Raw genomic sequence first — 26,251 nt, forward strand, 5'->3', positions numbered from 1 at the left:
CGATCGTTGCACTGACAAGGTCGTGTTCCTGCGAGGATGTGGCTGGGCTCCTATCTAGCGACGCTCAAAAGATTGAATGACGCACCATACCTGTCACGATCACCCAGCGAGAGCTCGAGTTGAGACTGTGAGCCGCAACTGTCGCTCCTGGAGTGCATCATTCATGCAGCGATGAAGGCAATACGAGTTGGGTAGCAGCGGAAGGGGGCGGTCACTTTGAGACTGTCAAGATTGGGGATCACGAATCACAGCCGGATCCAGGACCTGGCCTTCGACGTGCGCCGGCACGCCGTCATCGTGGGAGCGAACGACGTCGGCAAGTCTTCCATCCTTCGGATGCTCAACCTGCTGCTGGGATCGAGCACCGCGGGCCTGTACCAGGCTCTGTCCCATGGGGATCTGAGGGACCCCGAGCAGCAGCTCATCGTCAATGCCATGTGGACCGACTTTACGAACGAGAACAGACGGCCGTTCCCCTCCGAGATCAGTATCGCCGAGGATCAGTCCAGCGAATACCTCTGGGTCCAGATGATCGTGGAGCTGGACCCCGAGGATGACGAGGCCGTGACGATACGTCGGTGGTTCCCGGAGAGCGGCCACGAACGAGCCCCCACCCGGGAGCAGCTCGAGGCCTTCGGCTGGCGCTACCTCAAGGCGACACGGGGAGCCTCAATGATGGAGGGCGCGCACAGTCCGGTCAGGACTTTGCTGGACGCTGCCGACCTCGGCACGAACGAGGACGGGCTGAAGACCATCCTGGAAAAGTTCAACGAGGAGCTGGCGGGCAACGAGTCGGTCGGGGAACTCCTCGACCGGGTTGCTGTCCACCTCAGCCGTGCGATGCCGCGCGCGGTCGTCAAGGACGACTTCGCAGTCCGGAGCGTCACGGACCCGTCCAGCGACGTGCTCCAGGACGTGACCATCTTCCTGAACCGCGGCGATGGCCAGGTGTCGCTCATGGAGCAGTCGGACGGGCTTCGGCAGCTCATGTCGATGACGCTGTTCGACCTGGCCGAGGGCACGGCGAACGTCCTGGCGATCGACGAGCCGGAGATCCATCTCCATCCCACGAGCCAGCGGACGGCGGCCGACCTCCTCAGCGGCGAAGGGAACCAAAAGATCATCGTCACCCACTCGCCGTACGTCCTCCACCGGTTCGAGCCCGCCGAGGTCATCTCGGTGGACCGGCACGGGCATTGCCACCAGATCGGCGACGAAAAGCTGTCGAAGGTCGAGAAAGTGCGAGCCCATTGGTGGTCGCCGCGCTTGCTGGAAGCGCTGACGGCCAGGTTCGTCGTCCTCGTGGAGGGCGACGCCGACCGAGTGATCGTCGAGGCGGTCGCCAAAGAACTCGGGATCGACCTCGACCGGCTCGGAGCAGTGGTCGTCGAGTTGGACGGGGCCGACAAGTTCAGAAATGTCTTCCCTCTCCTCGGCCCCGACGGATTCGGGCCGACTCTGCTCGGCCTCGTGGACGAGAAGGAGAGCGCGTCGTGGGTCCAGGCTTTCGGAGGAAAGCCCAAGAACGTCATCGACAAGAAGGTCTTCATCTCGAAGGAAGACCTTGAAGACGAGTACGCGAATGCGCTCGGCGGACCAGTCGCGGCGCAGGCCCTCGTCGACAGTGGGCTCTGCCGGGAGCAGGGGATACTCCAGGCGTCCAAAGCTAAGGCCATCGAAGACATTTCCGCCGAGGCGGTCGCGAAGTTCTGCCGAAGCGGCAATCGTAAAGTGGAAGCTGCGACCTGCATATCGGAAGCGCTAGACGCGGGCAGCGCCGAGAGGATCGGCAGCGTGGCAAGGCTCGTTCGAATGCTCGACGAGTTGAGCCGGCAATGACGGGGTTCGCGCTCAGCGAGGAGCAGCTGGCGGCGGCGACCTCCGAGAGGGACCATCTGCTGATCGTCGCCCCTCCGGGCTGCGGGAAGACCGAGGTGCTGGCCCACAGGGCCGCCCACCAGATCGGCTCGCTGCAGCCGAACCAGAGAGTGCTCGCCCTGACCTTCACTAAGCGCGCCCGCGCGAACCTCGAGGAGCGCCTGCGCTCGGTGATGGGGCAGGCGCGAGCGCGTCGGCAGATGGTTGTGCGCAACTTCCACGGCTTCGCCACCCAGGTCGTCCTCGCGCACGGCAGGACCATCGGCCTGCGCATGGACGACCTCGGGATGCCGAAGACGAGCACCGCGAAGCGGGCGATCCAGGCGGCTGGCGGAACCGGTTCCGAGGTGTACGCCATCGACACGCTGCTCGGCGAAGTCAAGCGCGGACCTCGCTCCGATGCCGAGGTGTTGCAAGCCATCCGCGACCACTATTCGGGCCGAGACGCGGAACTCGCGCTGGCGGTCGAACTCGCGCGGCAGGAGACCAACCAGCTCCACTACGACGACCTCCTTCGGCACGCGCAGCGGTTGCTCCGCATCCCAGCGGTTGCGCGGCTCTACCAGGCGCACTTCGGCGCTGTCATCGTCGACGAGTTCCAGGACCTCTCGCTGCAGCAGCTCGATCTCGCGGTCCTCGGCTGCAGCGAACGACGCACGTTCGCAGGCGATCCGCTCCAGGGCATCTACTCGTGGGCAGGTGCCGCGCCCGTCGAGGTCGAGGCGCTGGTCAGGCGCACCTGCGGCGACCCGATCAGGCTGAATCAGTCATTCCGCTCCTCGCCGATGGTCCTCGAGACGGTCAGCTCGATCAGCGAGCAGATCGACCCGGGGTCGGGTCTCGTCGCCGCCCTGCCGGACGAGTGGCCCGGTGGGGGCTGCTCCGCCGCGCTCGTGCTCCAGGACCAGGCGGCCGAGGCAGAGCTGGCGGTTCGGCTGGCGACATCGATCCACGGTGTTTCGCCCGAGGCCTCCATCGGGATCATCGCCAGGGCCGGATGGCGGAGGAAGTCCATTGACGCCGCCTTCGCCGACATGACGGACATTCCAGTGCGCAGGTGGGAGCTCGCGATCGAGGACCCTGCGACCGTGGCTCTGATCCAGACGACGGTCGCTGCGCTTCCGCGGGGTGCCGCGGTCGCCGACGCGCGGCTCGCTGTCCTCAACTCGATAAACCCTGCTGACGTTGACGCGAGGGAGCTCGTCGACGACGCGTTCGACACCCTTGAGCGGAGCGAGGCAACGACCGCCCGAACCGCCGTCAGATCCATGCGGACGGCCGATGCCAAGCAGGCGGTCGGCCCGGGAGTCCATCTGCTCAACGCCCACACCGGAAAGGGCCAGCAGTTCGACTGGGCGTTCGTGGTTGGCCTCGAGGAGGGACACTTGCCGGGGAAGCGCAATAGCCACGGTGACGCGCTGAATGAAGAGCAGAGGGTCCTGCTGGTCATGCTCTCTCGAGCTCGCCACGGATTGATCGTGACGAGAACTCGCGCGAGCGAGGGCTGGTACGGGCCCAGAGCCGTGGCCGAGAGTCGATGGTGGCCGCAGATCAAGGCTCAGTACACCTCCCCCGAGGATGTCGAGTCGCATCTTCAAAACCACGTGCAGCCTGAGTCGCGAACGCCCCGCAACGCACACTGACGAGTTCCGCGTCAAGGAAGTATCCGAGTCCGTGAGATAGCGCTAAGGCAGGTGATACTTCCAAGGTGCGTCCAAGAACCCGTCCAGAAACGTAGAGGCGCCCAAGGACGTGGGGGGACGTCAGTGAAGTAGGCAGCCGGCGGACGGGCACGTTCAGGCGGAAATGGGCGCGCTCCGCCGTAGGTTCCGGATCAGAAGGTTGGGGGTTCGAATCCCTCCGGGCGCGCACTGTGTTGAGACAGTGAAGATGAAGAACCCCCGGTCAGACGAGAGTCTGGCCGGGGGTTCTTGCATGCTCGGCCTCGCTCCGCGCGACAGCCGTCGCCCCGGTCGCGAGTGGCTGGCCCTTCCCTCCATCCGCGACCGGTCGGGCGTCACGGGGTTGTCCTCCGCTCAGGCTCAGCTCGTCGCGGCCCCCTGTGCAGCGGCGGCGGTCAGGGCCACGCCGCGGGCGGCTTGCTAGCGTGCAGTGATGAGCGCTGCACGGAGGACCGCGATCATCACCGCCCTCGCCCTCGGCGCGGTCTGCGCCGGATGCACTTCGGTGGAGCCGCCCGAGCCCTCGTCGTCCGCGTCGACGCCACCGGCAGAGCCCTCACCCTCACCTTCGCGCTCGCCGATCCCCAGCAGCAGCGGCGAGAGCGTCGACTACGCCGAGCCGGCGACGGTCGAGGGCGAGCTCGCAAGGGCTCGCTTCGCGATCGTCGACGGCGTGCCCACCACGACGTCAGACGTCCGCGCCCCGCTGGAGGCGGGCGGGGTCCTGTCCATCGACGGGCAGTGCACCGGGGGCGAATCCGTGAGCTTCTCGCTGCTGAGCGCCTCGGTCGGCGATTCCGGCACGACGCTCCTCGAGGGCACCATCGAGTGCGAGCAGGCCCGCGCCGATCCGTTCACCTACGAGCTGCCCGCGGAGGGTCCGGTGCAGCTGACCCTCGCCGCCGGGGAGGGCGTCACCGAGGCGTGGGCGGTGGCTCGCCAGCGCTAGCGCCGCACGCGCGCACCGCGCCCGGGGTCTGCCGCACTCCGAGCCCCGGGAACGCCGAAGCCGCGACCCGACGGAGGTGTCGGGGCCGCGGCTTCGGGTTCGTGCTGGCGTCGGTCAGTCGTCGCCGCCACCCATGATGATGAAGTCGTCTCCGGTGATGACGAGGTCGCCCATGATGATGAAATCGTCACCGCGGCGGCCGGGCTTGTTGAGCTTCATGATGCTCCTTCGTTGAGTTGGAAAGTCTGTCAACTCTGTTTATAGCCCGGAATTGCACCCGGCGGCTAGGGCGAACATTGCGCGAAACGCAAGTTAGACCTCAAGCAACGCTGACTCGAGCGTGATCTCGACCCCGGCGAGCGCCTGCGAGACGGGGCATCCCGCCTTGGCCTGCTCGGCGAAGTCGGCGAACTGCGCCTGGTCGATCCCGGGCACGCGGCCGCTCACCGTCAGCGCGCTGCCCGTGATGCCGGTGCCCGCGACGAACGAGACCTTGGCGGAGGTCGCCAGGGACTCCGCGGTGTGGCCAGCCTGGGAGAGGGTGTGCGAGAGCGCCATCGAGAAGCACGAGGCGTGCGCCCCGGCGATGAGCTCCTCGGGCGTCACCGATCCGCCCTCCTCCGCGCGTGCCTTCCACGTGAGGTCGAAGCTCGATCCGGAGGCGAGCTCCGCCGTGCCGCTGCCCGAGGCGAGGTCGCCGTTCCAGGTCGCGCTGGCGTTCGAGGTGATGGCCATGGTTCCTCCTTGTGTCGCGTCGGCACGGTTCCGGGCCGACGCGCTCAGGCTACGGCGGCAACCTCGGGATGCGCAGGTGGATACGATCCGAGGATGCACGGCGTGACCACGGAAGTGACCCTGGTGGTCGTGATCGGCATCCTCATCGTCGGGGCCGTCGCCACCATCGCCAATCGCATCGGCGTCGCCGCGCCGCTGCTGCTCGTGGTGCTCGGCGCCGGCATCTCGCTCATCCCCGGCGTGCCGGAGATCGAGGTCCCGCCCGAGGTCTTCCTCACCATCATCCTGCCGCCGCTGCTCTACACGGCGGCGCTCAAGGTGCCGGCGGTCGACTTCCGCCGCAACCTGCGCGTGATCGGCTCCCTCGCGGTGCTGCTCGTCGGCGTGAGCGCCCTCGCGGTCGCGCTCGTGCTGCAGTCGCTGTGGCCGGTGATCGGCTTCGCCGCCGCGCTCGCCCTCGGCGCCGTGGTCGCGCCTCCGGATGCCGTCGCCGCCACGGCGCTCGGCAAGCGCCTCGGCCTGCCACCGCGCGTCGTGACGATCCTCGAGGGCGAGGGCCTCATCAACGACGCCACGGCGCTCGTGCTGCTCAGCACCGCGGTCACCGCGATCGTGCAGGTCGGCGACTCCGAGATCGATGCGGGCCCGCTCCTGGGCGACTTCGTCCTCGCCGTCGTCGTCGCCGTCGTGGTCGGCGCCGTCGTCGGCACCGCGACCGTGCGCATCCGCCAGCTCGCCAACGACCGCGCGATCGACACGGCGATCTCGCTCGCCACGCCCTTCCTCGCGTTCCTGGCGGCCGAGTCGCTGCACGGCTCGGGGATCGTCGCCGTCGTGATCACCGGCCTCGTGATCGGCAACCGCAGCCAGGTGCGGATCCGCGCCACGAGGCGCGCGCAGGAGCGCGCCACATGGGCGACCTTCTCGGTGATCGTCGAGAACGGCGTCTTCCTGACCATGGGCATGCAGCTGCTGGTGATCATGGACGCGGTCGGCGCGGGGGAGCGCCACCTGGTGAACGTGGTGCTCGTCGGGCTGCTGCTGTGCGCGGTGCTGCTGGCGGTGCGACTCGCCTCGATGCCGCCGCTCATGTGGTGGCTGCGGAGCGCCGCGCGCAACCGTCGACGCGAGCACGCGCGCCTCGGGCGCAAGCTCGAGCAGGCCGAGGCGGGGTCGAAGCGCGCCACCAGGCTGCGGCGGCTCCACGCGATGCGCGGGCATGACATCGAGGCGCTCGACGACCAGCGGCTCGGCTGGCGGGACATGCTCGCGATCGGATGGGCAGGCATGCGCGGCGTCGTCACCGTGGCGGCCGTGCAGACGCTGCCCGCCGATGTGCCGATGCGCGCAGAGTTGGTGCTGGTCGCCTTCGTCGTGGCGATCGTCACCCTGCTCGTGCAGGGCGGCACGCTCGCCTGGCTCGTGCGGGCGCTGCGGCTCACCCATGACGGCGCCGAGCGCCACCGGCTCGAGCTCGACGAGCTGCTCGGGGAGACGATCGAGGCGGGCATCGAGGCGATGGAGCGCTCCGCCGAGCAGCAGGGCATCGACCGCGCGCTCGTGGAGGCCGCGGGCGAGCGGATGCGCTCCCGTCGCGCGTGGGCGGCGCACGTCGCCGAGGTCGACCCGGACGACGCCTCCACCGATGTCGCGCAGATCGCGCGCCTGCGCCACCTCGCCGTCGAGGCGGAGCGCCTGTGGCTCGATCACGTGCGGCGCTCGGGGCGATTCGACTCGAAGACGGTCGGCACGGTGCAGCGCATCATCGACCGCGAGGAGATCGGCCTGCAGGCCGACGAGGACGAGCACTGACGCGGTCGCGCTCGCCGCACCGAGCGCCCAGCAGCGGGCGTGCGAGGATTGAGGCATGACTGAGAAGCCTGAGATCGACGCCCCCGAGGGGCCCGCACCGACCGAGCTGGAGATCACCGACATCACCGTCGGCGACGGCGAGGAGGCCGTGCAGGGCTCGCAGGTGAGCGTGCACTACGTGGGTGTGACCCACTCCGGCGGCGAGGAGTTCGACGCCTCCTACGGGCGCGGCGCGCCGCTCGAGTTCCCGCTCGGCGTCGGCATGGTGATCGCCGGCTGGGAGCAGGGCATCGAGGGCATGCGCGTCGGCGGGCGTCGCAAGCTCGTGATCCCGCCGCACCTGGCCTACGGCGAGCGCGGCGCCGGCGGCGTCATCGGCCCGAACGAGACGCTCATCTTCGTCTGCGACCTGGTCGCCGTCCGCTGATGACCCCCGACCGGCCAGGCGGTCGGCGGAGCCCGGTGGGGCGACGTGAGACCGCCTGGCCGGTCCAGCGTCCGGAGCCTCAGAGCGCCTTGCCGGGGTTCAGGATGCCGAGCGGGTCGAAGGCCGCCTTCACCGCCCGCTGCAGCGCCAGCTGACGCTCGCCCAGCTCATCCACGAGCCATCGTCGCTTCAGGATGCCCACCCCGTGCTCACCGGTCAGCGTGCCGCCGAGAGCGATGCCCGCCGCGAACACGTCGTTCGCGCACGCCCAGATCGCCTCGCTCGGCTCCGGACCGTCGAAGACGAAGGTCGGGTGCAGGTTGCCGTCGCCAGCATGCGCCGTCACCGCGAGCCGCACGCCGTGCCGGGCTGCGGCCTCGTGGCAGGCGGCGAACATCTCGGCCAGCCGGGATCGCGGCACCGAGACGTCCTCGACGAGCACCGTCCCGAACGACTCGAGCGCGAAGTGCACCTGCCGGCGCACCTGCACCAGGGCATCCGACTCGCTCAGGTCGTCGGTGCGCTCGACCCGGCCGCCGTGCGCGACGAGGATCTCGGCCACGGTCTCCGAGGTCGCCTCGGCCCCGAGGTCGTCGGTCTGCACGAGCACGAAGGCGCCCTCCATGGGGCGGCCCGTGTAGGCGGCGAGCATCGAGACCGCGTCGCGCCCGACGAGCTCCATGATGGCGGGGCGGATGCGCGAGGCGGTCACGGCGGTGCACGCGGCAGCAGCGGTGCTCTCGTCGTCGAAGAACGCCCCCACCGTCCACACCGGGCCATCGACGAGCGGTCGCAGCTTGAGGGTCGCGCCGACGACGATGCCCAGCGTGCCCTCGGAGCCGATCATGAGCGCGGTGAGGTCGAGCCCCGTCACGCCCTTGACCGTGCGGTGACCGGTCGAGATGCGGCTGCCGTCGGCGAGCACGACGTCGAGCGCCAGCACCCACTCGCGCGTGACGCCGTACTTCGCGCACAGCAGCCCGCCGGCGTTCGTGGCGATGTTGCCGCCGACGGTCGAGATGGCGCGGCTGGCCGGATCCGGCGGCCACCAGAGCCCGTGGGTCGCGAGGATCTCGTTGAGCTCGGCGTTGCGGATGCCCGGCTCGACGACGCAGGACTGATCGATGAGCGAGACGTCGAGCACGCGCCGCATCGCGTCGACCGAGACGACGAGCTCGCCGCCGCTGGCGATCGCGCCGCCCGCGAGCCCCGTGCCGGCGGCGCGCGGCACGACCGGCACGCCGTACTCGCTCGCCCAGCGCATCGCTGCCTGCACGTGCTCGGGCGCCCGCGCCTCGACGATCGCGAGCGGCGCGGATGCCGAGCGGTGCCCGGACTTGTCGGCGCGAGCGATCTCGAGCGCAGCGGGGTCGACGACCAGCACGCCCTCGGGCAGCGCGGCCCGCAGTGCCTCCAGGCTCACCGCAGCACCAGCCCGTCGACGAGCCGCCACGCGCCCGGCAGCCCGGCGAACCGCACCGAGTGCGCGTTGGCAGGCGTCTCCGTCTCGACGCCCGTGACCCGATCGGCGAACGCGCGGATGAGGGTGCCGTGCGCCACGATCACCAGGCTTCCCACGGGGTTCGCGGCGGCCACCTCGTCGACCGCCGCCACCGCGCGCCGCTGCAGATCCTCGAAGGCCTCCTCGCCCGGCCAGTCGTCGCCGAAGCGGGCGACGGCCTCCTCCTTGGTGAGGCCCTCCGCCTCGCCGTAGGAGCGCTCGATGAGGCTGGCGTAGCGGCCGGCGACGTCGAGCCCGAGCTCGGCGGCGATGATATCGGCGGTGACCATCGCGCGCTGCAGCGTCGACGACACCACCGCATCCCATCGCTCGTCCGCGAGCAGCCGCGCGGCGGTGAGCGCCTGCGCGATGCCGGTCTCGTTCAGCGGGATGTCGCTCGAGCCCTGCATGCGGCCGTCGCGGTTGTAGTCGGTCTGGCCGTGGCGGACGAGCGCGATCTCCATGCTCCGAGCCTACGGCGGCGCAGGCGCGCGCGATCCACAGCCTCACATCTGACCCGCCCCGCGCGTTGGCAGAGTATGAGAGGAAGACGACCATGACGCACACCACCATCGAGAGCCCCATCGGCCCGCTCACGCTCGTCCGCCGCGAGGCGGGACTCAGCGGCCTGTTCATGCTCGACCACCGGCCCGCCCCCGACGAGGCCGCGTTCGGCGAGCGCGACGACGACGCGTTCGGGGATGCCGTGGCGCAGCTCGGCGAGTACTGGTCGGGGGAGCGCACGGCCTTCGACCTCCAACTGGCGCCCGCCGGATCCGCGTTCCAGCAGCGGGTGTGGAGCGCGCTCCGCGAGATCCCCTACGGCCAGACGCGCACCTACGGGTGGATCGCCGCGCGCATCGGCCAGCCGACGGCGGTGCGCGCGGTCGGCCTCGCGAACAGCCGCAACCCGCTGTCGATCGTGGTGCCGTGCCACCGCGTCGTCGGGGCGAGCGGTGCGCTCACCGGCTACGCCGGCGGCGTCGAGCGCAAGCGCTTCCTGCTCGACCTCGAGATCGGCGCCTCGCTCGACCTCGGCGACCCCGGCGGGCCCTCCAGCGGGCTAGATTCGGTCGCGTGACCCGTGCTCCGTTCGACGCGATCGTCGCGCAGCACGGCACGAGGGTCTGGCGCGTCTGCCGAGCGCTGCTGCCGGAGGCCGACGCAGACGACGCGTGGAGCGAGACCTTCCTCGCGGCGCTCGAGGCCTACCCGCGCCTGGCGCACGACGCGAGCATCGAGGGGTGGCTCGTGACGATCGCGCACCGCAAGTCGATCGACGTGCTGCGGCGCGCCTCGCGGCTCGTCGTCGGCGAGGTGCCCGATCGCGCAGCCCCCGATTCGACCGTGCCCGGGCACGCGCGCGACCTCGACCTCGCGCGCGCCCTCGCCCAGCTGACGCCACGGCAGCGGGAGGCGGTGGTGCTGCACCACCTGGGCGGCCTGCCCTTCGCCGAGGTCGCCGCTGCGATCGACGGGACGGCGGATGCGGCGCGTCGCGCCTCCTCCGACGGCATGCGCCGGCTCCGCGCGCTGCTGGGAGGCGAGGGTGGCTGAGCACCTCGACCTGCCCGGCTCATTCAGCCCGCTCGGGCCGTGGAGCCTGCCCGACCCGCCGCTCGAAGCGCTGCGCGCCGGGTTGGCGGCGCGCGCCGCGGCGCAGCAGCTGCTGGACGTCGGCTATCGCAGGCTCGACACCGAGCTCGGCACCCTGCTGCTCGCGGCCACGCCCGCCGGACTCGTCTCGGTGACGTTCGACGGCGATGCTCCCGATGCCACGCTCGGGCGCCTCGCGACGACGCTCAGCCCGCGCGTGCTCGAGGCGCCCGCGCTCCTCGACGACGCGGCGCGCGGCCTCGAGCGGCTCATCGCGGGGGAGGCGAGCGCCTACGACGGCGCGCTCGACCTCGCGCTGGCCCGAGGCTTCGGCCGCCGGGTCGTCGAGCAGCTGCGGCAGATCCCGTACGGCGAGACCCGCAGCTACGCCCAGGTCGCGCAGTCGGTCGGCTCGCCCGCCGCCGTGCGCGCGGTCGGCACCGCCTGTCGCAAGAACCCGCTGCCGATCGCCATCCCGTGCCATCGGGTGGTGCGCAGCGACGGCGGCATCGGGCAGTACGCGGGCGGATCCGCGGCGAAGCAGCTGCTGCTCGGCGTCGAGGCCGCTCGCGCCTCCGGCTAGCGTGGAGGCATGCCCACCACCGAGCTCCTGGCCGTCGTCGAGCGCGACGGCTTCGACGAATCCCAGCACCGCGGCGTCGCGGTGGTCATCGATCCGAGCGGCACCGTCGTCGAGGCGCACGGCGACGTCGGTCGGCCGTTCCTCGCCCGCAGCAGCCTCAAGCCGCTGTATGCCGCGACGCTGATCGACGCCGGTCTGCTCGAGCTCGAGCCCGCCCACGCGGCGCTCGCGAGCGCCAGCCATCACGCCGAGCAGCAGCACCTCGACGCGGCGCGGCAGATGGCGGCCCTGCACGGCGTCGACGAGGAGGGCCTGCGATGCACCCCCATGCGCGCTCCTGACGGCACCCAGCGTCGGTTCGCGCACATGTGCTCCGGCAAGCACATCGGGCTCGCGGCGGCTGCCAGGGCGCTCGGCGCAGCGGAGGGCTACTGGCGCGACGACCACCCGCTGACCGCGCTGCTGCGCGATGGGCTTGCCAGCGCGACGGGCGAGCGCATCGACGGGCTCGCGCACGACGGCTGCGGCGCGGTGGTCTTCCCGACCACGCCCGTGGGCCTCGCGCGCGCGTTCCGCCGCCTCGCGCCCGACGGCGTCGGTGCGCACCGGGTGGTCGGCGACGCGATGCGCGCGCATCCCACCCTCATCGACGGCACGGGCAAGCCCGATGCGGTCGTGATCGAGGCGACCGGATGCGCGACGAAGTTCGGGGCGGAGGGCACCCAGGCGATGGTCGCCCCCGACGGCACCACCGCGGTCGTCAAGACGGCGGATGGGGCGCGTCGGGCTGGCGCACCCGTGGCGCTCGCGCTGCTGGAGCGCGCCGGCGCGATCCCCGCGGGCACGCTCGACCGGCTCGCGCAGCCGCTCGGGCTGCTGCAGCTGAGCGCCGACGAGCCGGTCGGCCGGCTGCGCGTCGCGATCTGAGGCGGCGTCAGCAGCTGCGGGCTAGGGCTGCAGCAGGTGCCAGTCGCCCTCGGAGACGACTCGCACCTCGCCGTCGACGACGGTGATCGCCGTCGCGTCGTCGATGGCGTACGTCGGGCTCGGGATGCCGTCGGCCCACCGCTGGATGGCGGAGAGGGTCGCGCCCGGGGTGCCGTCGGGCACGAGGTGCGGGAAGAGCGCGAAGTCCACCAGGCCGAGCGTCTGGTCGGCCTCCTCGGCCATGGCGCTGCCGTCGGGCACGAACTGGAGGTCGAACGCCGCATCCGGGTTGCGTGCCGCGAGGGCGATGCTGCCGGCGCTCACGCCCACGTAGACGGTGGCGTCGAGCGAGGGGAGCAGGTCGGCGAGACCGGACTGCCGCAGCCAGTGGCACAGGTAGAGCACGTCGCCGCCCCACACCAGCAGCGCGTCGGCGTCGCGCACCGCGGGCACCCAGCTCTCGGGCCGGATGGTGGGCAGCGCGGTGAGCTCGAGCACGCCCAGCGACTTCCACCCCAGCTCCGCCAGCGGGCCCGGTGCGCGACCCGCGACCGCCTCCCACACCATGCCGGCGCCTCCCGGGAAGGGATGGGCGGCCGTCGGGATGATGAGCGCGCTCGACTCGGCGATCGGCTTGCCGAGGAGGTCGACCAGCGCGTCGGCGATGCTGGCGTTCGTGACGCCCATCGAGGTGAGCAGGAGCCTCATGTCGCCCTCCGGAGGGTCGGTGCCGGGTCAGAGCCGCTGCTGGCACGCGCTCGCGAAGGCGCGGAAGCCGCGCTCCACGACACCCAGCAGCGTCGGATCGGTGGTGAGGTGCTCGCGCCACCGCGCCACCGCATCCGCACCCCGCAGCTGGGAGAGCGTGGGGGTCGCGACGGAGTCCCAGAGGCGCATCACGCGGTCGTCGGCCTCGAGGTGGAACTGCAGGCCGAGGGCGGAGCCGTAGCGGAAGGCGTCGTTCTCGACGCTCTCGCTGCGCGCGACCAGCGTGGCGCCAGGGGGCAGCGAGACGACGTCGCTGTTCCACCGCATCGCGCCGACGCGACCGACGTGGTCGCCGAGCCACGGATCGGGCTCGAGCAGCTCGATGTCGACGACCCCGACCGAGTCCACGGCCCCCTCGCGGTGCTCGCCGCCGAGTGCGCGGCCGATGATCTGGTGGCCGAGGCAGAGGCCGAGCACGGGGATCTCGGCGTCGATCGCGCGGAGTGCGAGGTCGGCGCTGTGCTGCAGCGAGGGAAACGCGTCGACGTCGGCGGCGCTCATCTGGCCGCCGAGGATCACGACGCCGGCGAGCTCGTCGAGGCTCGGCAGCTCGGTCGCGAAGACGGCCTCCCGCGTCGGCAGGTGCGACAGCATCGTGGTGGCGTGGCCGCCCGTCTCGTACTCGATGTGCTTGATGAACAGGACGGAACGCGGCACCGGGGCCCTCTCTCTCGACGCATAGCCTAGAGCCATGCATGCAGCAGAGCTCGACGCCCGAGCGGGATCCCACACCGCGGCGGCCACCGCATGACCGTCTTCGCGATGGCGCCCGATGCCGTGCGGATCGCGCTGCACGAGCTGGGGGATCCTGACGGCCGGCCGGTGCTGCTGATCCACGGCTTCTCCTCCAACGCGCAGCGCAACTGGATCGACACGCGGTGGGGCGAGGCGCTCGCGGGCGCGGGTCTGCGGGGCATCGCGATGGATCTGCGCGGGCACGGCGACAGCGATCGCCCGACGACCGGCTACGACGTGCAGCGCTTCGTCGACGACGTCGACGCCGTCCTCGAGCAGCTCGCGCTCGACGAGGCGCCGGGCGCGATCGGCTACTCGATGGGTGCGCGGCTGCTGTGGCGTCACGCGGGCACTCGGCCGCACGCGTTCCGCGCGCTCGTGCTCGGCGGCCTGCCGGCGGGCGACCCCTTCCAGCGCTTCGACCTCGAGCTGGCGCATCGAGCGCTCGCGGGCGAGGCCGAGCCCGGCCCGATGGAGTCCTTCATCGTGGATCTCGCGAGGGTCTTCCCCGAGCACGACCCCGCCACGCTCGTGACCTTGGCGGGGGAGGTGTCGGCGACCCTGTTCGACCCGGAGGAGGCGCCGCCGGCGGTGCCGACGCTGCTCATGACGGGCGCCGAGGATGCGCGCGCGAGCGACACGGAGACGCTCGTGCCGATCCTGCCCGACGGACGGTTCGAGCCGATCCCCGGGCGCAACCACGTGAACGCGCCGACCTCCGGCACCTTCCGGCGGCGCGCCGCCGCGTTCCTGGCGGAGCACCTGGCCTGACGGCGGCCGGGCCGCTCGCTGACGGCCCCAGACATGGTGCAGGGCCGACCGAGTTCTCTCGGCCGGCCCCAGTCCCTTGCACCAAGCGAGGCGTTGGCCTTCGCTTCCGCTGACCGCCACAGCACTACGATCAACGTGCGTCGAATGTATAACGGATCGGTAACGAACGAGCCCAGCACCGGCTGTGATTTGGCTGTGGCCCTCGGCCGGCGGTGCCGCTCAGAAGCGATCGGGGCTCGGGCCGCTCGCGAGCACCGTGACGTCGGCGTGGCGGTCGAAGCGATAGCCGGCTCCGCGCACCGTGCGGATGATCTCGGCGTAGCCGCCGAGCTTCGCGCGCAGTCGCCGCACGTGCACGTCGATCGTGCGCTCGTTGGGGCGGTCGTCGGCGTCGTCGTGCCAGAGCGCGTCGATGATGTCGCAGCGGCCCACCGTCGAGCCCTCGCGCAGCACGATGTGCTGCAGCAGCTCGAACTCGCGGTAGGTGAGCGGCGCGATGTCGTCGCCGATCGCGACGCGCTTGCGGGTCAGGTCGATGACGATGCCCTGCTCGACCTCGGGCGCGGGCTGCTGCACGGCGGGATCGCCGAGCGCGCGCCGCACGACCTCGACGTCGCGGCCCCCGGAGCCCGAGGGGGCGAGGGCCACGGCGGCGTGCGTCTGCGCGCTGGGCGCCAGCCGTGTCGTGAGCGCGCGCAGCTCGCCGACGAGTCGGGCCAGCTCGATCTGGTCAGCCGCCGCTGCGTCTTCGCCGAGCCCGACGTAGAGCACGAAGCCGCGTGCCTCAGTGCCCTCGGGCACGGCGCGCACCGGGCTGGGAGCGGCAGGACGGGCTGCGGCCGGATGCGGCTGCGGAGCGGGGGACGGGAGGGTCGCGACTCGACGGGCGAGGGCGTTCGCGCCGCGAGCGGCGGGCTGCTCGAAGGAGGGGCGACGGGTGCGGGTGCTGAGGGCGGTGATGGTCATGAGGGGCCTTCCGGCGTGCCGTCGTCGGCTGGCGTGCCGAGAGGCACGGATGATGCAGCCGTCGACGTGGGTGTCGATCAGTCGTGTGCGAACCGGTGCTGGTTCGGGGACCGCTCCAGGGGCTGCTCAAGCCCGGAGGATGCGACGCGAGAGCGTCAGCGACTCCTCGTCGGAGCGGTCAGGCGGTGCGAGCTGTGCTCAAGCACACATTCGACGCATGGCGACCTTCGGCATCATCATGCCGTTCGACCCGTTCGTCGCGAGGACGGACTGGGGGCGGGAGGTGGTCGTCATGCGTGTCAGTATCGCGGCTCCTCGCGCGAGATGTCAAACATCGCGACGATGTGACGAAGTGTGACGCAGGCGCGCGCAGGCGCGCATCCGATCGATGCCGTCGACGGTCCGACGCGCGCGGTCGCCGGTCAGTGCCCGACGGTGCCGTACAGCCGGTCGCCGGCGTCGCCGAGGCCCGGCACGATGAAGCCGCGCTCGTCCAGGCGCTCGTCCAGGGCTCCCAGCACGATCGTGACGTCGTGGCCGGCCATGTCGCGCTCGACGCGCTCGAGGCCCTCGGGGGTCCCCAGCAGGCAGATCGCCGTGACGTCGACGGCGCCGCGGTCGAAGAGGAACTGCATCGCGCCGGAGAGCGAACCGCCCGTGGCGAGCATCGGGTCGAGCACGAAGCACTGTCGGTCGCTCAGGTCGTCGGGCAGGCGCTCGGCATAGGTGGTCGGCTCGAGGGTCGTCTCGTTGCGCGCCATGCCCAGGAAGCCGACCTCGGCGGTGGGCACGAGCGCGGTCATGCCATCGAGCATGCCGAGCCCGGCGCGCAGGATCGGCACCACGAGCGGACGCGGCTCGGCGATCGCGACGCCCGTCGTGGTCGTGACGGGGGTCTGGATCTCCTTCGGGGTCACGCGCACGTTGCGGGTGGCCTCGTAGGCCAGCAGCGTCATCAGCTCGCCCACCAGGGCGCGGAACGTGGGGGAGGGCGTAGCCGCATCCCGCAGCACGGTCAGCTTGTGGGTGATGAGCGGGTGGTCGGCGACATGGACTCGCATAGGGTTCAGGGTAGTGGGCGCACGCGGTGCGTCGAGCGTCGAGGACCAGCGCGAGGAGATCGGATGCGGCCAGCTGCGCGCGACGAGGCGCACATGCGCGAGGCGCTCGCGCAGGCCCTCGCGGCCGAGGCCACGCACGACGTGCCGGTCGGCGCCGTGGTGGTCGACGCATCCGGCACCGTCATCGGCACCGGCCGCAACGAGCGCGAGGCCCTGCACGACCCGACCGCGCATGCCGAGGTCGTCGCGCTGCGCGAGGCCGCTGCCCGGCTCGGCACGTGGCGGCTCGACGGGTGCGCGCTCGTCGTCACGCTCGAGCCGTGCGTCATGTGCGCGGGGGCGATCCTCGCGAGCCGGATCGGTCGCGTCGTCTTCGGCGCGTGGGATGAGAAGGCGGGCGCTGCGGGCAGCGTGATCGACGTGCTGCGCGAGCGGCGGCTGCCGCACCGCGTCGAGGTCGTCGCGGGCGTGCTCGCGGGCGAGGCTGAAGCGCAGCTGCGCGCCTTCTTCGCCGGCCGCCGCTGAGCCTCGGCCTGCCGGTCAGGTGGCCGCCCGAGCCGAGGCCTCGCGCTGCCGCGGAGCCGGTCGGCCGACGGGCCTACTGCCAGAGGGCCGCGATGAGCAGGTTGACGAGCGCCAGGCCGCCCGCGATGTGGAAGAAGGTCTTGACGCGGCGCTCCGGCAGCTCGAGGTTCCCGACCGAGACCGCACCGCCCTGCCGCAGGCCCGCCTTCTCGTGCTGGATCGCGCGGCTGCGCAGGAAGCCGAGCAGCGCAGCGACGAACACGATCAGGGCGATGAGGGCCTTGATGCCGAGCTTCATGTGGTTCGGCTCGCCCTCGCCGGTCATCGCGAGGCCGTAGAGCGCGATGCCCGAGGCGAGCTGGATCGACGCCCCCGTCAGCATGATGGGGAAGTGGAAGCCCGTCTTCGCGCGCATCTGCACGAAGAAGGTGCCGACCAGCAGCGAAGCGCCGATCAGGTGTGCCGCGACGAGGAGCGAGTGCAGGAAGTCCATGTAGTCAGCCTACACAACAGCCCCTCGCGGCGTTAGTTGCCGGACTGGATGACGATGTGGTCGGTGGAGGGTGCGATCTCGGGCTTCGCCAGGTACAGGTCGGGCTCGATGTAGATCACCCGCGCATGCTCGACCTCGTCGCGCAGGCTGGCCTCGAGGGCGTTGATGGTCGTCGCGATGTGCTCGATGTCGGAGTGCGGCGGGAAGGCGACCTTCGCCGCGATCATCAGCTCGTCCGGGCCGAGGTAGAGCGTCTTCATGTGGATGACGGCCTCCACGCCCGGGTTCCCGTTCAGCACGCGCTGCACGCGAGCGCGATCCTCGTTCGTCGCGCCCTCGCCGATCAGCAGCGACTTCATCTCGACGGCGAGTATCGCCGCGACGGCGATCAGCAGCACGCCGATGAACAGCGTGCCGATCGCGTCGAACAGCGGGTTGCCCGTCAGCGCGGTGAGGCCGACGGCGACGAAGGCGAAGACCAGTCCGACGAGCGCGGCGAGGTCCTCGAGCAGGATCACGGGCAGCTCGGGGCTCTTCGAGCGGCGGATGAACTGCCACCACCCGGCCTTGCCGCGCACCTTGTTGGACTCCTTGATGGCCGTGCGGAAGGAGAAGCTCTCCAGCACGATCGCGATGCCGAGCACGAGGAGCGGGAGCCAGATGATCTCGAGCTCGTGCGGGTCCTGGATCTTCGAGATGCCCTCGAAGATCGAGAAGAGACCACCTACCGAGAAGAGCACGAGCGCCACGATGAAGGCCCAGACGTAGCGCTCGCGGCCGTAGCCGAAGGGGTGCTCCTGGTCGGCCTGCTTCTTCGCCAGCCGCCCGCCGAGCAGGAGGAGCAGCTGGTTGCCGGCGTCTGCGACGGAGTGGATGGCCTCGGCGAGCATCGACGCCGAGCCCGAGAAGAACCAGGCGATGAACTTGGTGATGGCGATGCCGGTGTTGGCCAGGAATGCCGCGACGACTGCCTTCGTTCCGTGGGATGCGCTCACGGCGGGAAGTCTACGCTCGCGGCGCAGCCGACCGGTGCCCTCGCCACGCGCGGCGAGCAGCGCAGATAGCCTGGCCGGCATGACCGATCTCCTCCCTCCCATCGCCATGCTCGGCGTCGGCTCGATGGGCGGCGCGATCCTCCACGGGCTCGTGCGCCACGGTGCCGAGCGCGTCGCAGTGACGAACCGCACCGCCGAGAAGGCCGCCGCGATCCAGCTCGACGGCGTCGAGTCGATCGCGCTCGCCGACGAGCCCGACGGCAACGCTCGCGCGGTGGCGGGCGCGAAGCTCGTCGTGCTGGGCGTCAAGCCCGTCGGCATCGTCGACCTCGCGCGCGAGATCGCTCCCCACCTCGCGTCGGATGCGGTGGTCGTCTCGATCGCCGCGGGCACGACGACCGCCTCCATCGAGGCCGCGCTGCCGGCATCCGTCGCCGTCGTGCGGGCGATGCCCAACACCCCCTCGACCGTCGGCCTCGGCGTGACGGGCGTCGCCGGGGGCAGCCGGGCCACCGACGAGGACGTCGCCCTCGTGGCCCGCGTGTTCGAGGCGGTGGGCGACGTGATCGTGCTCGACGAGTCGCAGATCGACGCGCTCTCGACCATCTCCGGCTCCGGCCCCGCATACGTCTTCCTGCTGATCGAAGAGCTCACGAAGGCCGCAGAGCGCATGGGCTTCACGGCGGAGCAGGCGGCGACGATGGTGCAGGGCACCTTCCGCGGAGCCACCGAGCTGCTCGCTGCGGATCAGACGGGCGCCTCGCCCGCAGAGCTGCGGCGGCGCGTCACGAGTCCGAAGGGCACGACCGAGCAGGCCGTGGGGGTGCTGCAGGCGGCCGACCTGGGCGGCATCTTCGACCGGGCGACGGCCGCAGCGCTCGCGCGGGCCGAGGAGCTGGCCGCCGGCTGAGGAGGCGAGCGGCCGACCTGGCGGGCTTCCTAGAGGGAGTCGCCGTCGACGTACTGCCACCCGGCGTCGCGCCGGAACCGGCTGTGCTCGCGCATCGAGCCTCGGCTGCCGTCAGCCAGCCAGTGCGAGGCGAAGGAGACGGTGCCCTCGCGGTCGAAGGGCCCGCCGCCGGTCGTGCCGAGCACGTCGAGGCGCAACCAGCGGATGCCCGGGTCGAGCTCGAGCGAGCGCGGCCGGGTCGAGGCGTGCCAGGAGGCGAGCAGCCAGTCGACGTCGCCGACGGCGTAGGCCGTGAAGCGGGAGCGCATGAGCGCCTCGGCTGTCGCGGCCTGCCGCTCGCCGCGGTGGATCGGCGCGCAGCACTCGCCGAAGGGCAGCCCGGTGCCGCACGGGCAGCGGTCGGTGTCGGCGAGCGCCGGCTGCGGGGAGGGGCTGCTCATGAGCCGACGCTGGCGAAGCGCTCGATGTCGTTCTGCTCGCCCGAGACGATGATGAGGTCGTGGTTCGAGACCACCGTCTCCGGGGTGGCGTAGGTGAACTCGCCGCCGGGGCTCTTCACGCCGACCACCGTCAGGTTGTACTTCGAGCGGATCTTCGACTCGGCGAGCGTGACGCCGCGGATGTGCTTCGGCGGGTACATCTTCACGATCGCGAAGCGGTCGTCGAACTGGATGTAGTCGAGCATCCGGCCCGAGACCAGGTGGGCGACGCGCTCGCCGGCCTCGGCCTCGGGGTAGATCACGTGGTTCGCGCCGATGCGGCTGAGGATCTTGCCGTGCGACTGGCTGATCGCCTTCGCCCAGATCTGCGGCACGCCGAGGTCGACGAGGTTCGCGACGATCAGCACCGAGGCCTCGATCGAGGAGCCGACGGCGCAGACGGCGATCGAGAAGTCCTGCGCGCCGAGCTGCTTGAGCGCGTCGATCGAGCGCGCGTCGGCCTGCACGGTGTGGGTGAGCCGCTCCGACCACTTCTGCACGAGGTTGATGTCGCCGTCGATCGCGAGGACCTCTCGGTCGAGGCGCGCGAGCTGTCCGGCGGTGGCGGCGCCGAAGCGCCCCAGGCCGATCACGAGCACGGGGGCGTCGTGGGGGATCCTGTCAACCATGGGCACCACCCTACGTCCGACGGCCCTCCTCGGCGCCCCACCGAATCCGGGGTGCGACCCGCGTGCCGCAGTCGGGCGGCACTGGCCGTCTCGCGGTCACCCTCGGGCGTAGACGTTCTCGCTGATCTGGACGGACCCCTCCGGTGCGGCCTGGCCGTCGGCCACGACCTCGAACCAGCCGATGCCGATGTCGAGGCCCACGGGCGCCGCACCGCAAGCGTGGCCCCAGTCGGCCGCGTCGACGTAGACGAGCAGGCAGACGGGCGACTCGCCGCCGCGCATCAGCCACAGCTGCGCGTCGCCGTGCTCGCCGACGAAGCGAGCGGAGTCGGGGTCGGCGTCGCCGAAGTCGTCGCCACCGAGCTCGGCGGGCACCGCGTCGCCCGCCGAGGCCTCGCGATCGAGCACGGAGAACGATGCCGAGGGCGCGCAGGCCGTCAGTCCGATCGCGACGAGGCCGCCGACGAGGGCGACGGCGAGGGGCCGGGTGACGGTCGCTGTCATGCGGCGAGCCTACGCGGGCGGCGGCTCAGCCGACGATGGGTCGCTCCTCGGGGCGCGTGAACAGCTGCGTGCGCTGGCTGGCAGCGAGGGCTGCGGCGAGCGTCACGCTGCCGATGCGCCCGGCGAACATCGTCAGCGCGAGGATCACCTTCGCCGGGTCCTCGAGGCCCGAGTGCGTGAAGCCGGTCGAGAGCCCGACGGTGCCGAAGGCACTGATGACGTCGAAGAGCACGAACGACAGCGGCGCACCGGTGATCTCGAGCAGCACGACCGTGACGGTCGCGATGATCGTCGCGCTCCACAGGGTGACCGAGACCGCCAGGCGCAGCACGTCGGAGGGGATGCGGCGACCGAACGCCTCCATCGACTTGCGGCCGCGTGCCTCGGCGACCGCGGCGAGGAAGAGGATCGCGAGCGTCGTCACCTTGATGCCGCCGGCCGTCGACGCGGAGCCGCCGCCGACGAACATGAGCATGTCGGTCACGAGCAGGCTCGAGTTGTGCAGCAGGCCGAGGTCGTCGACCGCGAACCCGCCGGAGCGCGCCATCGACGAGAGGAAGAAGGCGTGCAGGATCTGCTGCCCGAAGTCGCGCGTGCCCCACGAGTCCTCGTTGCCCCACTCGAGCACCAGGTACGCCAGGCCGCCGGCGAGGAACAGCATGATCGACACCGAGATCGTCATCTTCACGTGCAGCGACCACTGCCGCGGGTGGCTGAGGTGCCGCAGCAGCACGAAGTAGACGGGGAAGCCGAGCGAGCCGATGAAGACGCCCAGCATCAGCACGATGAGGAACCACGGGTCGGTCGCGAAGGGCTCGAGCCCCTCGACCGTCGGCACGAAGCCCGAGTTCGTGAACGCCATGATGGCCCAGTAGGTCGCCTCGTAGAGCGCGGTCAGGGGATCCTTGCCGGCCAGCAGCAGGCGAGGGAACAGCAGGACGATCAGCACCGCCTCGAACACGAGCACCGAGAGCGCGACGGTGCGCAGCAGCCCGCCCACCTCGCCGAGGCGGATCGCCTGCCCCTCCTTCACGACTCCCTTGCGCACGCGCGAGGGGTTGCTGTCGCTGGCGGCCATGAGGCGCTGGCGCAGCCCGAGCCTGCGGGCCACCGTCATGCCGAGCAGCGAGGCGAGCGTCAGCACGCCGATGCCGCCCACCTCGACCCCGATGAGCACCACGGCGTTGCCGAAGGGGCTCCAGTGGGTCGCCATGTCGACCACGGTCAGGCCCGTGACGCACACGACGCTCACCGCCTGGAAGAACGCGTCGACGGCCGAGGTCGCCCTCCCGTCGGCCGCGGCGAGCGGGGTCATCAGCAGCAGCATGCAGACGATGTTCAGCGCCGCGAAGACGAAGATCGCGAAGCGGGCGGGGTACGCGGTGGTGAACGCCTCCAGCCGATCGCGCGCCAGCGCGAGCGTCTCCCGAGCGCTGAGGGACTGCCGCTCCGCCACCTGACGCGCCTCCCGATGCTGCGAGCGCCGCATCTCGGCGCAGAACGCGCCCAGCGTAGCCCGTCGCGTCGAGCGCCGATGCATCGTGGTTTGTCGCGCCCGCGCCGCGCTGGCATGCTGAGCGCATGGCCGACATCTTCAGCGTGATCGCGGACAGCACGCGACGGGACATCCTCAGCGTGCTCCTCGACCGCCGCGGCGCTTCGGGCGAGGCGAGCGTGAGCCAGATCGTCGACGCGCTGGGCGTGCCGCAGCCGACGGTCTCGAAGCACCTGCGCACCCTGCGGGACGCAGGACTCGTGACCGTGCGCGAGGACGGCCAGCACCGGTACTACTCGATCCTGCTCGCCCCGTTCGACGAGGTCGACGACTGGCTGATGCCCTTCATCTTCGCCGACAGCGACCAGGAGGAGGCGAACCTCGGCGCTGCCGCGTTCGCTGCCTGGGCGGGGGTCAACGTGCAGGCGCCGCTGCGCGCCGCGGCGGATCAGGCTCGCCAGGCCGCGGAGCAGGCGCGCGTCGCCACCGAGGCCGCGCTCGCGCGCGTCACCGAGAGCGTCGAGCACCCGGCGCCGGTGGGGAAGTCCCTCGGTCGCCGCGCCGCCGAGGGCGTGCACGACCTGCAGGACCGGGTGCAGGAGGCGCGCGACCGCATCCAGGAGGTGCAGGATCGCCTGCACGAGATGCAGTCGCGCGCGTCGCAGCGGATCGACGGGGTGCGCGAGAAGATGCGCGGCCGCGACGAGCTGCCGTCGGGAGGCGTCGGCGGCATCGATCGCGGCGACCATCCGGCTCGCGAGGGCGACGACGCCAGGCTCGACTGAGGGCTCCGTTCGCCCCGACATGCGGCGCGCAGCAGGATTCCGGTACGCTATCCCGAGCGTTTTCATATGCGCTGATGTCGACTCGCCCTCCGGCGAAGGCGATCGCGCAGCGTCGACGAGCAATCTCCAACGGAAGTGAGGAACCTCAATGGGTTCTGTGGTCAAGAAGCGCCGCAAGCGCATGGCGAAGAAGAAGCACCGCAAGCTGCTTCGCAAGACGCGCCACCAGCGCCGCAACCGCAAGTAGTCGGTTCGAGAGGCCGGGCCCTGCGAAAGCAGGCGCCCGGCCTTCGGCGTTCCCGGGGTGATGCGCGCGCGACGCCCCGGATCCCGCGCCGCCTAGGCTTGCGGCATGGTCGAGATCACGCTCATCGCCAAGCCCGGCTGCCACCTCTGCGACGAGGCGAGGCCCGTGGTCGAGCGCGTCGTCGCCGGCTTCGACGGCACCACGCTGACCGAGGTCTCGATCCTCGACGACCCTGCGCTCGAGGAGCGCTGGGCCGACGACATCCCGGTGGTGCTGATCGACGGCCGCCCGCACTCCTCCTGGCGGGTCGACCCCGAGAAGCTGGCCGACCGCATCCGAGCCCGGCTCGGCTGAGGCGCGGCGCAGCGCAGCGCGACAGCGCGTCGGCGCTGATCCTGCCGTGCCCGGCGACCGCGCGAGGCGGATGCGCCTACGGCGTGAGGCGCGTCGGGCCGCGGAAGAGGAAGGTCGTCTCGCGGATCGAGCCGAGGCCCAGCATCAGCATGACGACGCGCGCCAGCCCCATGCCGAAGCCGCCGTGCGGGGGGACGCCGTAGCGGAAGAAGTCGAGGTACTCCTCGAGCTCGGCCGGATCCATGCCCTTCTCGACGATCTGCGCCTCGAGCACGTCGACGCGGTGCTCGCGCTGCGCGCCGGTCGAGATCTCGACGCCGTTGTAGATGAGGTCGTAGGAGTTCGTGACCTCGGCGCGGCCCTCGGGGCGCAGGTGGTAGAACGGCCGCACGCTCGAGGGGTACTCGGTGACGAACACGAAGTCGTGACCCAGCTCATCCTTGACGTGCTGCGAGATCTGCCGCTCGGCCTCGGGGTCGAGGTCGCCGTCCGTGCGCTCGATGGTGTGGCCGCGCGCCTCGACGATGGCCTTGACCTCGGCGTGCGTGATGCGGGGGAAGGGCGTCGTCGGCACCTGCAGGTCGATGTCGAAGTGCTGCTGGATGGCCTCGCCGTGGCGCTCGACGACGGCGGTGATCGCCTTCGTCAGCAGCGCCTCGTGCAGCTGCATCACATCCTCGTGCGAGTCGATCCACGAGAGCTCGCTGTCGATGGAGGTGAACTCGGTCGAGTGCCGGCTCGTGAACGAGGGGTCGGCGCGGAACGCCGGAGCGATCTCGAAGATCTTGCCGAAGCCGGCGGACTGTGCCATCTGCTTGAAGAGCTGCGGCGACTGCGCCAGGTAGGCGGTGGTGTCGAAGTAGGGCACCTCGAAGAGCTCGGCGCGCGACTCGGAGGCGGTGGCCATCAGCTTCGGCGTGTGCAGCTCGATGAAGCCCTCGTCGACCCAGTGCTGGCGCATCGCGTGCTCGATCGTCGTCTGCACGCGGAAGATCAGCTGCGCCTCGGGGCGACGCAGGTCCAGGAAGCGCCAGTCGAGGCGCTTGTCGATCGAGGAGTCCTCGGCGATCGGGGAGTCCTTCGCCACCGACTCGACGGTGAGCGCGCGCACCTTCACCTCGAGGCCGCCGAGCTTGACCCGCTCGTCAGCCTTGAGGTCGCCCTCGACCGACACGAACGAGCCGTGCATGAGGGCCGAGATCGAGGCAGCGGTCTCCGCCGTCTCCTCGTTCACGGGGTTCACGAGCTGGGCAGAGCCCGACTCGTCGCGCAGGATCACGAACTGCACGCGCTTCTGGTCGCGCACCGTCTCGACCCAGCCCGCCACCTTCACGGGGCCGTCGGGGAGCGATGCGAGGTCCTTGATGAGAGTCCGCTGAGTCACAGGCTCGATCCTACCGAGCCGCGGGCGGTCCCCACCGCGCGAGCCAGATCCACCCGGCGACGAGCGCGGTCGCGCCCAGCGCGAGCAGCACCCAGCCCACCCACTCGAGCGACGCATCCGCCACCATCAGCCCGATGGCGATCGCGGCGGCCGCCCCGGCGGCGCTCGCCACCCGCCCGCCGTGCTGCACGCGCGCGATCGACGTCGCCCACACCCACAGCATCACGGCGGCGAGCACGATGCCGAGCGCGACGAGCACGGGCACGAGCAGGGGCATGCTCCCAGTATGGAGGCCGGCGGCGCATGGGGCGGGCCGCGTGCGCTCCCTGAGCGCGCGGCGCCGCGGTCGCCTCCGGCGCACATAGCCTGCGCCGGTACGATGGCACCCATGCCTGCACGCCGCCTCCACCTCGTGCGCCACGGCGAGGTGCACAACCCCGAGGGCGTGCTCTACGGCCGCCTGCCGGGCTACTTCCTCTCCGAGCGCGGCCACCGCATGGCGCAGCTCGCCGCAGAGCACCTCGCGACCGGCGACGCCGCGCGCTCGGTCGTGCGCCTGGCCGCCAGCCCGCTCGAGCGCGCCCAGCAGTCGGCCAAGCCGTGGGCCGACGCGTTCGGGCTCGAGGTGCGCACCGAGCACCGCATCATCGAGCCCACCAACGCCTTCGAGGGCAAGACCTTCGAGGCGAGCGGCGCGCTCTCCCACCCGGCGTCGTGGCCGCTGCTGCGCAACCCCTTCCGGCCGTCGTGGGGCGAGCCCTACACGGCCATCGCCCAGCGCGTGCGCGCGGCCATGGAGGATGCCTGGGCAGAGCTCGACGAGTCCGACGACGACGGCGACATCGTGATGGTCAGCCACCAGTCGCCGATCTGGATGGCGCACCTGCACCTGGCCGGCAAGCGCCTCTGGCACGATCCGCGCTCGCGTCGCTGCCAGCTCTCCTCCATCACGAGCTTCGCGCTCGTCGACGGCCGCTTCATCGAGGTCGACTACGTCGAGCCGGCAGCTGCCGTCGACGCGATCGACACGGGGGCAGTGTGAGCGCGGGCGCGCGACGCG

General features: G+C 71.2%; 31 protein-coding genes. 16 read left to right on the forward strand and 15 right to left on the reverse strand.

Annotated features, from left to right (window positions below):
- The first annotated feature begins 231 nt into the window (after positions 1–231).
- The 3 genes from AA0Z99_RS00285 (at position 232) to AA0Z99_RS00295 (ending at position 4,509) form a co-directional block, all read left to right on the forward strand.
- Positions 232–1,839 carry an ATP-dependent nuclease gene (locus AA0Z99_RS00285; protein WP_413318362.1) on the forward strand — a complete coding sequence of 536 codons (1,608 nt, stop codon included), beginning with the start codon at positions 232–234 and terminating at the stop codon, positions 1,837–1,839.
- Positions 1,836–3,521, forward strand: coding sequence for a UvrD-helicase domain-containing protein (locus AA0Z99_RS00290; protein ID WP_413318364.1), 1,686 nt, complete (start codon positions 1,836–1,838; stop codon positions 3,519–3,521). The genes AA0Z99_RS00285 and AA0Z99_RS00290 overlap by 4 nt, the downstream gene beginning before the upstream one ends.
- A 472-nt stretch (positions 3,522–3,993) precedes the next feature.
- The gene (locus AA0Z99_RS00295) at positions 3,994–4,509 is read left to right on the forward strand and encodes a hypothetical protein (RefSeq protein WP_413318366.1); all 516 of its coding nucleotides are present in this window, start codon (positions 3,994–3,996) and stop codon (positions 4,507–4,509) included.
- Between the two features lie 312 nt (positions 4,510–4,821).
- On the opposite strand, the gene AA0Z99_RS00300 is transcribed toward AA0Z99_RS00295, so the two are convergent.
- Positions 4,822–5,244, reverse strand: coding sequence for an OsmC family peroxiredoxin (locus AA0Z99_RS00300; RefSeq protein ID WP_413318368.1), 423 nt, complete (start codon positions 5,242–5,244; stop codon positions 4,822–4,824).
- 102 nt (positions 5,245–5,346) lie between these two features.
- Between AA0Z99_RS00300 and AA0Z99_RS00305 the strand changes: the two genes are divergently transcribed.
- Together AA0Z99_RS00305 and AA0Z99_RS00310 are read left to right on the forward strand one after the other, a co-directional pair.
- Positions 5,347–7,056: a cation:proton antiporter gene (locus AA0Z99_RS00305; RefSeq protein ID WP_413318370.1), complete on the forward strand. Its 1,710-nt coding sequence runs from the start codon at positions 5,347–5,349 to the stop codon at positions 7,054–7,056.
- Positions 7,057–7,111: 55 nt separating this feature from the next.
- A complete protein-coding gene (locus tag AA0Z99_RS00310; RefSeq protein ID WP_413318372.1) occupies positions 7,112–7,483 on the forward strand; it encodes an FKBP-type peptidyl-prolyl cis-trans isomerase in 372 nt (123 codons plus the stop codon).
- 79 nt (positions 7,484–7,562) lie between these two features.
- Here the strand turns inward: AA0Z99_RS00310 and AA0Z99_RS00315 are convergent, their stop codons facing one another.
- A complete protein-coding gene (locus AA0Z99_RS00315; RefSeq protein WP_413318374.1) occupies positions 7,563–8,906 on the reverse strand; it encodes an FAD-binding oxidoreductase in 1,344 nt (447 codons plus the stop codon).
- On the reverse strand, positions 8,903–9,448 hold the full coding sequence (locus AA0Z99_RS00320; protein WP_413318376.1) for a histidine phosphatase family protein: 546 nt from the start codon (positions 9,446–9,448) through the stop codon (positions 8,903–8,905). The genes AA0Z99_RS00315 and AA0Z99_RS00320 overlap by 4 nt, the downstream gene beginning before the upstream one ends.
- A 92-nt stretch (positions 9,449–9,540) precedes the next feature.
- Between AA0Z99_RS00320 and AA0Z99_RS00325 the strand changes: the two genes are divergently transcribed.
- Genes AA0Z99_RS00325 through AA0Z99_RS00340 form a run of 4 tightly spaced genes read left to right on the forward strand, consistent with a single transcriptional unit; the run spans position 9,541 to position 12,090 of the window.
- Positions 9,541–10,065 (forward strand): methylated-DNA--[protein]-cysteine S-methyltransferase, encoded by a 525-nt coding sequence (locus tag AA0Z99_RS00325; RefSeq protein WP_413318378.1) that lies wholly within the window; start codon positions 9,541–9,543, stop codon positions 10,063–10,065.
- Positions 10,062–10,541 (forward strand): RNA polymerase sigma factor, encoded by a 480-nt coding sequence (locus tag AA0Z99_RS00330; RefSeq protein ID WP_413318380.1) that lies wholly within the window; start codon positions 10,062–10,064, stop codon positions 10,539–10,541. Before AA0Z99_RS00325 ends, AA0Z99_RS00330 begins: the two co-directional genes overlap by 4 nt.
- Positions 10,534–11,163, forward strand: coding sequence for a methylated-DNA--[protein]-cysteine S-methyltransferase (locus AA0Z99_RS00335; RefSeq protein WP_413318382.1), 630 nt, complete (start codon positions 10,534–10,536; stop codon positions 11,161–11,163). Before AA0Z99_RS00330 ends, AA0Z99_RS00335 begins: the two co-directional genes overlap by 8 nt.
- A gap of 9 nt (positions 11,164–11,172) precedes the next feature.
- The gene (locus tag AA0Z99_RS00340) at positions 11,173–12,090 is read left to right on the forward strand and encodes an asparaginase (protein ID WP_413318384.1); all 918 of its coding nucleotides are present in this window, start codon (positions 11,173–11,175) and stop codon (positions 12,088–12,090) included.
- Between the two features lie 21 nt (positions 12,091–12,111).
- Here the strand turns inward: AA0Z99_RS00340 and AA0Z99_RS00345 are convergent, their stop codons facing one another.
- Together AA0Z99_RS00345 and AA0Z99_RS00350 are read right to left on the reverse strand one after the other, a co-directional pair.
- Entirely contained in the window at positions 12,112–12,798 is a 687-nt protein-coding gene (locus AA0Z99_RS00345; protein ID WP_413318386.1) for a Type 1 glutamine amidotransferase-like domain-containing protein, read from the reverse strand.
- A gap of 27 nt (positions 12,799–12,825) precedes the next feature.
- On the reverse strand, positions 12,826–13,515 hold the full coding sequence (locus tag AA0Z99_RS00350; RefSeq protein ID WP_413318388.1) for a type 1 glutamine amidotransferase: 690 nt from the start codon (positions 13,513–13,515) through the stop codon (positions 12,826–12,828).
- Positions 13,516–13,605: 90 nt separating this feature from the next.
- Between AA0Z99_RS00350 and AA0Z99_RS00355 the strand changes: the two genes are divergently transcribed.
- Complete coding sequence (locus tag AA0Z99_RS00355) at positions 13,606–14,364, forward strand: alpha/beta fold hydrolase (RefSeq protein WP_413318390.1); 759 nt, start codon at positions 13,606–13,608, stop codon at positions 14,362–14,364.
- Between the two features lie 219 nt (positions 14,365–14,583).
- On the opposite strand, the gene AA0Z99_RS00360 is transcribed toward AA0Z99_RS00355, so the two are convergent.
- Positions 14,584–15,330 (reverse strand): winged helix-turn-helix domain-containing protein, encoded by a 747-nt coding sequence (locus tag AA0Z99_RS00360; protein WP_413318392.1) that lies wholly within the window; start codon positions 15,328–15,330, stop codon positions 14,584–14,586.
- 422 nt (positions 15,331–15,752) lie between these two features.
- Positions 15,753–16,391, reverse strand: a complete 639-nt coding sequence (gene upp, locus AA0Z99_RS00365; RefSeq protein ID WP_413318394.1) for a uracil phosphoribosyltransferase — start codon at positions 16,389–16,391, stop codon at positions 15,753–15,755.
- Between the two features lie 63 nt (positions 16,392–16,454).
- On the opposite strand from upp, the gene tadA reads away from it, so the two are divergent.
- Entirely contained in the window at positions 16,455–16,916 is a 462-nt protein-coding gene (gene tadA / locus AA0Z99_RS00370) for a tRNA adenosine(34) deaminase TadA (protein WP_413318396.1), read from the forward strand.
- A gap of 73 nt (positions 16,917–16,989) precedes the next feature.
- Here tadA and AA0Z99_RS00375 read toward each other — a convergent pair whose 3' ends face one another.
- Together AA0Z99_RS00375 and AA0Z99_RS00380 are read right to left on the reverse strand one after the other, a co-directional pair.
- Positions 16,990–17,409, reverse strand: coding sequence for a hypothetical protein (locus AA0Z99_RS00375; protein WP_413318398.1), 420 nt, complete (start codon positions 17,407–17,409; stop codon positions 16,990–16,992).
- Between the two features lie 32 nt (positions 17,410–17,441).
- Entirely contained in the window at positions 17,442–18,404 is a 963-nt protein-coding gene (locus tag AA0Z99_RS00380; protein ID WP_413318400.1) for a cation diffusion facilitator family transporter, read from the reverse strand.
- A gap of 79 nt (positions 18,405–18,483) precedes the next feature.
- Here AA0Z99_RS00380 and proC point away from each other — a divergent pair, with 79 nt between their 5' ends.
- On the forward strand, positions 18,484–19,314 hold the full coding sequence (gene proC, locus AA0Z99_RS00385; RefSeq protein ID WP_413318402.1) for a pyrroline-5-carboxylate reductase: 831 nt from the start codon (positions 18,484–18,486) through the stop codon (positions 19,312–19,314).
- 29 nt (positions 19,315–19,343) lie between these two features.
- Here proC and AA0Z99_RS00390 read toward each other — a convergent pair whose 3' ends face one another.
- The 4 genes from AA0Z99_RS00390 to AA0Z99_RS00405 all read right to left on the reverse strand — a co-directional run bounded on the left by AA0Z99_RS00390 (position 19,344) and on the right by AA0Z99_RS00405 (position 22,415).
- Positions 19,344–19,754, reverse strand: a complete 411-nt coding sequence (locus tag AA0Z99_RS00390; protein WP_413318404.1) for a YchJ family protein — start codon at positions 19,752–19,754, stop codon at positions 19,344–19,346.
- Positions 19,751–20,422, reverse strand: a complete 672-nt coding sequence (locus AA0Z99_RS00395) for a potassium channel family protein (protein ID WP_413318406.1) — start codon at positions 20,420–20,422, stop codon at positions 19,751–19,753. The genes AA0Z99_RS00390 and AA0Z99_RS00395 overlap by 4 nt, the downstream gene beginning before the upstream one ends.
- 96 nt (positions 20,423–20,518) lie before the next feature.
- Positions 20,519–20,926 (reverse strand): hypothetical protein, encoded by a 408-nt coding sequence (locus AA0Z99_RS00400; protein ID WP_413318408.1) that lies wholly within the window; start codon positions 20,924–20,926, stop codon positions 20,519–20,521.
- Between the two features lie 25 nt (positions 20,927–20,951).
- The gene (locus AA0Z99_RS00405) at positions 20,952–22,415 is read right to left on the reverse strand and encodes a TrkH family potassium uptake protein (protein WP_413318410.1); all 1,464 of its coding nucleotides are present in this window, start codon (positions 22,413–22,415) and stop codon (positions 20,952–20,954) included.
- A gap of 92 nt (positions 22,416–22,507) precedes the next feature.
- Here AA0Z99_RS00405 and AA0Z99_RS00410 point away from each other — a divergent pair, with 92 nt between their 5' ends.
- The 3 genes from AA0Z99_RS00410 (at position 22,508) to AA0Z99_RS00420 (ending at position 23,807) form a co-directional block, all read left to right on the forward strand.
- A complete protein-coding gene (locus AA0Z99_RS00410) occupies positions 22,508–23,206 on the forward strand; it encodes an ArsR/SmtB family transcription factor (protein WP_413318412.1) in 699 nt (232 codons plus the stop codon).
- 148 nt (positions 23,207–23,354) lie between these two features.
- Positions 23,355–23,453: a 30S ribosomal protein bS22 gene (locus tag AA0Z99_RS00415; protein WP_021011861.1), complete on the forward strand. Its 99-nt coding sequence runs from the start codon at positions 23,355–23,357 to the stop codon at positions 23,451–23,453.
- A gap of 105 nt (positions 23,454–23,558) precedes the next feature.
- The gene (locus AA0Z99_RS00420; protein WP_413318415.1) at positions 23,559–23,807 is read left to right on the forward strand and encodes a glutaredoxin family protein; all 249 of its coding nucleotides are present in this window, start codon (positions 23,559–23,561) and stop codon (positions 23,805–23,807) included.
- A 76-nt stretch (positions 23,808–23,883) separates the two neighbouring features.
- Here the strand turns inward: AA0Z99_RS00420 and aspS are convergent, their stop codons facing one another.
- Together aspS and AA0Z99_RS00430 are read right to left on the reverse strand one after the other, a co-directional pair.
- On the reverse strand, positions 23,884–25,191 hold the full coding sequence (gene aspS / locus AA0Z99_RS00425; RefSeq protein ID WP_413318417.1) for an aspartate--tRNA(Asn) ligase: 1,308 nt from the start codon (positions 25,189–25,191) through the stop codon (positions 23,884–23,886).
- Positions 25,192–25,201: 10 nt separating this feature from the next.
- A complete protein-coding gene (locus tag AA0Z99_RS00430) occupies positions 25,202–25,468 on the reverse strand; it encodes a hypothetical protein (protein WP_413318419.1) in 267 nt (88 codons plus the stop codon).
- 111 nt (positions 25,469–25,579) lie between these two features.
- Here AA0Z99_RS00430 and AA0Z99_RS00435 point away from each other — a divergent pair, with 111 nt between their 5' ends.
- On the forward strand, positions 25,580–26,233 hold the full coding sequence (locus tag AA0Z99_RS00435) for a histidine phosphatase family protein (RefSeq protein ID WP_413318421.1): 654 nt from the start codon (positions 25,580–25,582) through the stop codon (positions 26,231–26,233).
- The last annotated feature ends 18 nt before the right edge of the window (positions 26,234–26,251 follow it).

This window comes from Agrococcus phoenicis (assembly GCF_047302415.1).
Classification (GTDB): Bacteria; Actinomycetota; Actinomycetes; order Actinomycetales; family Microbacteriaceae; genus Agrococcus.